This is a genomic window from SAR324 cluster bacterium, assembly GCA_029245725.1.
Classification (GTDB): domain Bacteria; phylum SAR324; class SAR324; order SAR324; family NAC60-12; genus JCVI-SCAAA005.
Genome location: JAQWOT010000207.1, coordinates 1 through 7,562, shown reverse-complemented (window position 1 = coordinate 7,562; position 7,562 = coordinate 1). Strand labels below are relative to the sequence as shown.

The 7,562-nt window shown below is 43.2% G+C and carries 8 protein-coding genes; 7 read left to right on the top strand and 1 reads right to left on the bottom strand.

The window, feature by feature from the left end:
* Positions 1 to 373: 373 nt before the first annotated feature.
* From P8O70_11230 to P8O70_11205, 6 genes are all read left to right on the top strand, one after another.
* Positions 374 to 1,645, top strand: coding sequence for a tetratricopeptide repeat protein (locus tag P8O70_11230; GenBank protein MDG2197448.1), 1,272 nt, complete (start codon positions 374 to 376; stop codon positions 1,643 to 1,645).
* Positions 1,646 to 1,648: 3 nt separating this feature from the next.
* Entirely contained in the window at positions 1,649 to 3,238 is a 1,590-nt protein-coding gene (locus tag P8O70_11225; GenBank protein MDG2197447.1) for a peptide chain release factor 3, read from the top strand.
* A 2-nt stretch (positions 3,239 to 3,240) separates the two neighbouring features.
* The gene (locus P8O70_11220) at positions 3,241 to 3,849 is read left to right on the top strand and encodes an alpha/beta hydrolase (GenBank protein MDG2197446.1); all 609 of its coding nucleotides are present in this window, start codon (positions 3,241 to 3,243) and stop codon (positions 3,847 to 3,849) included.
* A 4-nt stretch (positions 3,850 to 3,853) separates the two neighbouring features.
* Positions 3,854 to 4,471: an L-threonylcarbamoyladenylate synthase gene (locus P8O70_11215; protein MDG2197445.1), complete on the top strand. Its 618-nt coding sequence runs from the start codon at positions 3,854 to 3,856 to the stop codon at positions 4,469 to 4,471.
* A 14-nt stretch (positions 4,472 to 4,485) separates the two neighbouring features.
* Positions 4,486 to 5,613: a beta-ketoacyl-ACP synthase III gene (locus tag P8O70_11210; protein ID MDG2197444.1), complete on the top strand. Its 1,128-nt coding sequence runs from the start codon at positions 4,486 to 4,488 to the stop codon at positions 5,611 to 5,613.
* A gap of 221 nt (positions 5,614 to 5,834) precedes the next feature.
* Positions 5,835 to 6,308 carry a helix-turn-helix transcriptional regulator gene (locus P8O70_11205; GenBank protein ID MDG2197443.1) on the top strand — a complete coding sequence of 158 codons (474 nt, stop codon included), beginning with the start codon at positions 5,835 to 5,837 and terminating at the stop codon, positions 6,306 to 6,308.
* Positions 6,309 to 6,349: 41 nt separating this feature from the next.
* Here P8O70_11205 and P8O70_11200 read toward each other — a convergent pair whose 3' ends face one another.
* Positions 6,350 to 7,126: an exodeoxyribonuclease III gene (locus tag P8O70_11200; protein MDG2197442.1), complete on the bottom strand. Its 777-nt coding sequence runs from the start codon at positions 7,124 to 7,126 to the stop codon at positions 6,350 to 6,352.
* A 143-nt stretch (positions 7,127 to 7,269) separates the two neighbouring features.
* Here P8O70_11200 and P8O70_11195 point away from each other — a divergent pair.
* Positions 7,270 to 7,562, top strand: a 293-nt coding sequence (locus tag P8O70_11195) for a hypothetical protein (protein ID MDG2197441.1), incomplete at its 3' end; no start/stop codon positions are given.

The window sequence follows — 7,562 nt, the reverse complement described above, 5'->3', positions numbered from 1 at the left end:
ATTTACACCCCAGGGGTGAAAATCACAGATGCACGTTCATTACACAAAGCTGCTGATCTATTGGGTAATGAAGAGATCAAGGATAAGGCACTAAAAGCCATAAATGTAATTGAATCATCTAAGTAAACTGTTCCAGTCCCTCCTATTGGTAGCTTTCTTTAGGCTGAAAGCTACCAGTTAGTCATTCCTCCCGAAGACCAAAATTAACCGGATTGTTACCAACGTCCGAATAAATTTGGATCAAATTCTCTCATCAAAAAACAAAAATTGGCAGAAACTTGAGTTCTCAGGCAACCGCCAATTGTCTTTTGGAAAAGAGTCTCCTATCCTCAATAGAAATTAATTTCCCTTCCTTACTACACCCTTGAGCAAAATGAGATTCACATTCTTATTGACGATCCCGACTCTGTTTTTCCAAATTAGCTGCAGTTCCAACTCGGCAATCGAGTTGAATGTTCAGCGGCCAGCCCAACTTGATGTTCCCAGAGAAGTTACGGAAATCTACATTCGTCAGGATATGGTTAAGGCTGAAGGTGATCAACTAAATCTGAAGGAGATTTTGCTGCAGGAACTTGTCAATGAATTGAACCATCAAGGACGATTCAACACTCAGATTGTAGACACATTACCTGTAGAAAACTTGCTACCCAGCCAACGAATTGGGGTAATACAGGGCGAAATTGTTAGCGGTGGACAAAGAGAAGTAGGACAATTCACCGAACTGGCAACTTGTAAGGGTGGAATTGGAGGTAGACTATCTGCTGGTGTTAGCATCACATTTGGCGAAGATGCCCTTACATTGGATAGTAGAGCATATATTTGCCGCCCCGGAGGACTGGACTCATCTCTGATTGATCTCGGTGCAGCAACCTTATTGACGGGGATGAGTGTCGATGCAGATCTACCACCAGTCAATCAAGTTATCAGAACCTACCGCTACCGAAACATTTCTATTTATACTGAAACGAACTTCAACTTGACCATCATTGGTGGAGATCAAGAACAGAGGACAGTAGCTGTTCGAGTTTCTGGAGGAAATTTTGGCAAGCAGATTATTGACCCTGAAAGTTATCAACATCGCTATGAGGCTAGACCAATACCAGGTATAGCGAATTTGGTGAATCGGTCTAAAATTCCTCTGATTCCGATTCCGATTAGGGAATTAGCAGTAGTCGAGCAAACTAAAACTAAAGAAATCTTTTACGAAGACAATAGACTTCCAAATCCAAATCTCAACGACCTGCCAGATGAAGAGCGAGAACAAATTCTTCAAAAATTAGGATCAAAAGCCGTTGAATCTTTCCTTCAGAGCATCTCACCCACCACTCAACGCATTAAGGCTTTGATTGCCGAAGGAGGGGAAGAAGAACGTGCAGAGGAACTGCTGAGAGATGGCCTTTGGGACGAAGCTCGTCAGCGCCTTGAGTCACTCTCAAAAAATGATCGGACTGCCGAGGACTGGTACAATCTTGGATTAAGTTATGAGGCTGGAGCACTCAGTAGAGATGACTACCAACAAGCAAGAAGAGCCTATCTTGAGGCTTTAAAAAAAGAAAATGGGAACAGGGACTTTGCAGCATCAGTTGGACGTGTAGAACGGAGACTTGCTGAGTATCGACAACTGGCATCACAGCGAGCGATCTGATTTATGAGCACTTCTCAATTCCAACAGGAAGTTGATAGGCGTCGAACATTCGGAATCATTAGTCACCCTGATGCAGGGAAAACCACTCTTACGGAGAAAATCCTGCTCTATGGTGGAGCAATACAGCTCGCAGGCTCCATTAAGGCTCGTAAAGCCAGCCGTCATGCAACCAGTGACTGGATGGAAATTGAGAAACAGCGTGGTATATCTGTTACTTCTTCCGTCATGAAATTCACTTACCAAAACTGCGAGGTGAATCTTCTAGACACTCCTGGACATCAAGATTTTTCTGAAGACACCTATCGAGTTCTTACTGCCGTTGACAGTGCCCTGGTCGTCATTGACAGCGCAAAGGGGGTAGAGGAACAAACCAGAAAATTGATGGACGTTTGCAGACTGCGAAATACTCCAATCATAACTTTTGTAAACAAACTGGATCGAGAAGGGTTACCACCACTTGATGTGCTGCAGGATGTTGAAGAGAGCTTGCGGGTTGAGTGTGCTCCAATGAGTTGGCCTATCGGGATGGGGAAATCCTTCAGAGGAACATACAACCTATATCGCAAAGAACTTTCCTTATTTGCTGCTTCCATAACAAAGAAAGTTGACAATATCGTCCGCATCACTGACCTTGCTGATCCAAATTTGGATGAACTATTGGGCACACAAGCAGATGAACTGAGAGAGGATATCGAGTTACTGGAAGGTGCTTCAACTCCATTCAATAGCGAACGCTATCTGAAGGGTCTACAAACTCCTGTTTTCTTTGGAAGCGCAATCAATAGCTTCGGTGTCTCTGAAATGCTTGATGCCTTTGTGGAAGTCGCTCCTGCACCAAGGCAAAGATCCACGCAAACTCGTGAGGTCTCTCCCTACGAAGAAGCCTTCAGTGGAGTCATTTTTAAGATTCAAGCGAACATGGATCGCGCTCATCGGGATCGAATTGCCTTCTTGAGGATATGTTCTGGCCGTTTCCAGCGTGGGATGCGTGTAAAACATCAACGACTGGGAAGAGAAGTACAATTACACAATGCCATTATGTTTCTCGCTCAGGATCGAGAAAATGTAGAAGAAGCGTTCCCCGGTGACATTATAGGCATTCACAATCACGGAACCATCCGTATCGGGGATAGTTTTACCGAAAAAGAAGATCTCCGATTTGTTGGCATCCCACATTTTGCCCCAGAACACTTCCGCAAAGTCCATATCGACAATGCCTTGAAAGCCAAGCAATTAGAAAAAGGTCTGCAACAACTCACTGAAGAAGGAGCTGTTCAGTTGTTCCGACCACTTAATCGAAATGACTACCTTTTGGGAGCTGTTGGGATCTTGCAGTTCGATGTCATTCTTGCTCGTCTGAAAAATGAATATGGTGTCGAAGCTCACTTGGAATCTGCAAATTTTTTAACGGCACGTTGGGTAGTCACTCGAGACGCTGAGGCTTTAAAAAGATTTGAAAAACAGTTTCTTGATTCCTTGGCTCGGGATTCTCAGGGGAATCTTGTTTATCTTCCGGCCAATGCATGGAGACTTGAGCGAACAAACGAAGACTGGGCAGAAATCAAATTTCTTCAGACGATGGAGATTAACTGATCATGGCAAACGAGCGAATAATTTACTTTGCACATGGGCAGGAAAGCGGACCATGGGGAACAAAGATCAAAAGATTGGCCCAGGTCGCTGAAAATTTGAATTTCAGAGTGGTCAGTCCTGATTACTCAGGCATGAAGAGTGGCTATGGCCGAGTTAAGAAATTACTCTCACTTCGACCCTCTGCTTCAGAACAACTAATTCTTGTTGGCTCAAGTATGGGGAGTTGGGTATCCCTTTGTGCTTCAGAAAAGCTGAAGCCACAGGGACTTTTTTTGATGGCATCTGCTGTTAGTATTGACAACCTAGAGCCCAATTCGCCCAGGCCATTCGCTGAGAAGACCTTATTGGTTCATGGTTGGGATGATGAGGTGGTTCCCGTCGAAAATGCGATCAACTTTGCACGTAATTACAAAGTTTCGCTTCACTTGCTGCCATCTGATCATCATTTGATCACTCAATTAGACTCGGTCGCAAATATCTTTCAAAACTTCCTGCAACAGTGTCTGGAATCCAAGAAAGACGGAGACCCTCGATCGCAATGGGAGAAGGAACAAGAGGCAAAATTCCAGAAAGAAACTATCAATCGGATCCAGCCTCGTATTCCACGCTAGTTTAATGCTCCTCGAAATTCACCCGTACAATCCACAGCCCCGTTACATCAACCTAGTCATTGATGTCCTCCAGAATGATGGAGTCATCATTTATCCTACAGATACCGTATATGGACTTGGCTGCAACATCTACAGCAAGAAAGCACTAACAAAGATTAGTTTAAACAAGGATGTCGATTCTACACGACTTTTGACTTTCATTTGCTCCAACCTTCAACAGATCCAAGAATATTCACAGGGCATTGATACAGCAGTTTTCAAAATTTTAAAACGCCACCTCCCGGGTCCATATACTTTTTTATTCCGAGCCTCCAAAATCGTTCCCAAGATTTTACTAACAAAACGAAGTACAATTGGAGTTCGCTGGCCTGATCAAATCATAGCTACACAAGTCGTTTCAGAACTGGGGAATCCAATTCTTAGCAGCTCGCTTTGTAGCAGTGAAGATCATCTCTTTGACAACGCCTGGGAAATCCATGAGGAATTTGGTAAGCAAGTGGACTTGGTGATTGATGGAGGAGAAATTTTTGCTGAGCATTCGACGATTATAGATTTCACGACTGAAACGCCTGATGTCATCAGGATTGGCAAAGGCCAGATTTACTGGTTGGACCAAATTTAATTTTGAGAAGAACTTTGACTGATCAAATCCTTATCACAGGATGTGGAACCTTTATTCCCTCAGATGTCATTGACAATGAGACCTTGGTTAAGGCCTTTAACGCGCATGTTGAGGAATACAACCGTGAGTACTCAGCAGAAATCACAGCTGGCGATAGGACAGCCATGAAAACCTCCAGCGCTGATTTCATCAAGAATGCTTCAGGAATTGAAGAGCGACACGTAATGGAGGCTAGCGGGATTATTGATCCACGAAGGCTGCGTCCTGATCTGGAAGATCGAAATCCAGATGAATTGAGTTATCAAGCGGAAATGGGTTTAGCAGCCGCCAAAAAAGCTTTGGATCAAGCTAATAAATCAGCCAGTGACGTTGGCATGCTGATATCAGCCTGTTCCAACTATGAGCGCCCTTATCCCAGTTTAGCCATCGAGGTTCAAAAATCTCTTGGCATTAATGGATTCGCTTTTGATATGAACGTTGCGTGTTCCTCGGTACCTTTTGCGATTCGGTTGGCCTACAACTCACTAATGATTCAGCCTGAACTTTCAGGAGTTTTGATTGTCAGCCCTGAATTTTACACTGGGCATCTCAATTTCAGGGATCGAGACAGCCATTTTATTTTTGGGGATGCTGCAGGTGCACTCTATCTGGAACGAAGCGAGACATCAAAATCCAGCAATGCTTTCTCCGTCAAGAATATTCAACTCCAGACTCATTTCTCAAACAATATTAGAAATGATGGAGGTTTTCTCCGTCAAGCAGTGAACAGAACTGATCCATGGCATCCCAGAAATCTTTTTTCTCAGCAAGGTCGAGCAGTATTTAAGGAGATTGTTCCGCTTGTTTCAGAGATGATCTTGAATCAATTAGAAGAAGAAGGTGTAAAGAGTAGCTTCATCAAACGCGTTTGGTTACATCAGGCAAATAGCAAAATGAATCTATTGCTCGCAAAAAAAATTCTAGAACGAGAGCCTTCACCAGCTGAACTTCCGTTAGTTTTAAAAAAATATGGCAATACTGGGGCAGCTGGAGTGGTATTAGCTTTCTCTGAATCACAGAATATGAGTCAAGGATCTTGGGCAGTATTTTGCGCTTTTGGAGCTGGTTATTCAGCCGGATCAGTTTTGTTACAAAAGTGCTGAAGCAGAGGTACTCCATAAGAGTAGATTCAACAATTGCAAGAGGAAAATCCTTGACAAATGAAACAATAATAATAATAATTTATGGTTTTTAAGTTAATTACGGATGCGCTAAAAAAATTGAAAGCACGCTGTGATTTTGTTTAGCGGGACCACCCGCAGGAAAAGTACATGATCAGGAATTCGTGTCTTTCCCTACCCCATGACAAGGAGTCGTAGTCGCTATGACTGAGCAAGCTACAGCAGCCAACGAAAACATCGAAGACAACTCATTTGGCGAAAAAATGGTGCAGTGGCGTGAAAATGCAGGCTTGACCCGCAAAGATTTTGCCCGAAAGCTGAATGTTTCATTGACCGCCGTTAAGAACTGGGAAACTGGTCACTCCACCCCAAAATTAACTAAATATAGTGAAATTGCAAAGGTCTTGTGTATTAATGTACGTGAAATGGGGCTTGATGCGAATTTAGACCTAGATCGTGTTGGTGACCGCATCAAATATGCACGTCTACTTCGCGGAATGTCTATCGAAGCTTTTTCATATGAATTTGGTTTTGCCATTCAAACCGTGAAAAGTTGGGAATCACACGCTGCCGATGTCTCTGATGCTGCACTCGAAAGAATCTCTAGGGCTCTAAACGTACCTTACGAATTCTTCCGCGTAAAAAGTGACCCACACACTGTCCTTGAGAACGCCTGATTGCTCTTGGGGGTAGGCTCTATCCCCATAAAACCCACCTCTCAGTTCAATTCCCAATCATAATTAATTATGAGAGGAGAATGATCAGAGAACCTTTCCTCACTGTACACTGATCCCTCAATCGCGGATGCTGCAAGCTTAGGCGTAGCTATTTGATAGTCAATTCGCCAGCCAATATTCTTCTCCCAAGCTCTTCCCCGATTAGACCACCAAGTATACATTTCAAGGTCTGGATATAGGCTCCGGAACACATCACTAAATCCCCCCAACTCAAAAAGTCCTGCCATCCATTCTCTCTCCTCAGGAAGAAACCCAGAATTTTTCTGGTTTCCTTTCCAATTTTTCAAATCAATCTCTTGGTGGGCGATGTTCAAGTCACCACAAACCAAAACTTGTTTACCTGACTCAACTAATGACGAACTCCATCTGCGAAACCAATCTAGCGTTTCATACTTGAAATTTTGTCGTTCATCACTACGAGTTCCAGAGGGAAGATAAAGTGAAAGCACAAATAGATCTTCGAACTCCAGAAGAAGAAATCTTCCTTCTTTATCAAAATCTAGCCAATCTACTTTATTTTCAACTGAGATCGGTTTTTTTTTCGAATAGACCCCAACTCCTGAATAGCCTTTTGCTTCTGCAAAGGAAAAATAAGACTGAAATCTGTCAATCTGTGTCTGTTCAGTAGTCAACTGCTCAGGTTGAATCCGGGTTTCCTGCAGAAGTATTAGATCAGCGTCCTGCTTTTTTAACCATTCCCCAAATCCCTTTCGAAAAGCGGCTCGAATCCCGTTTAGATTTAATGTTATGACTCGCATGAAAAATTCTATTTTCTAAGTAGTTTCTGGAAGATTGAATTATTTTGGCGGACAACTGAGCAGAATAAATTCCACCAAATATGATTGGTGATCTTTAGTCATCAACGATTCATTGAAATCTTTGTTATTCCTGAAGAGGTAACTTGGCAAAACAGCGTGGGCAATATCACCGATTGATTAAAAGCCTAATTCAAAGTGAGAAAAACGACCTTTTGCAAAGTTTGCTCAAGGATCTTAGCACCTTTGACATTGCTGCTGCAATGCTTCAGTTAAAAACAAAGTACCAAGTTCAGATTCTAGCCACACTCCCCGAAGATCGTGCATCAGAAGTTTTAGCTGAGATGAGCTCAACCCCACTTCCACTTTCAGATCTGGTTGCCAAGTTACCCCCGGAGCAACTGGGTGGCTGGGTCGGCGAAATGCCAAAAGATGACGC

Excerpts from the sequence above, each read along its gene's own strand:
- P8O70_11230 (MDG2197448.1), top strand. The coding sequence starts at position 374 with ATGAGATTCACATTCTTATTGACGATCCCGACTCTGTTTTTCCAAATT.
- P8O70_11225 (MDG2197447.1), top strand. The coding sequence starts at position 1,649 with ATGAGCACTTCTCAATTCCAACAGGAAGTTGATAGGCGTCGAACATTC.
- P8O70_11220 (MDG2197446.1), top strand. The coding sequence starts at position 3,241 with ATGGCAAACGAGCGAATAATTTACTTTGCACATGGGCAGGAAAGCGGA.
- P8O70_11215 (MDG2197445.1), top strand. The coding sequence starts at position 3,854 with ATGCTCCTCGAAATTCACCCGTACAATCCACAGCCCCGTTACATCAAC.
- P8O70_11205 (MDG2197443.1), top strand. The coding sequence starts at position 5,835 with ATGACTGAGCAAGCTACAGCAGCCAACGAAAACATCGAAGACAACTCA.
- P8O70_11200 (MDG2197442.1), bottom strand. The coding sequence starts at position 7,126 with ATGCGAGTCATAACATTAAATCTAAACGGGATTCGAGCCGCTTTTCGA.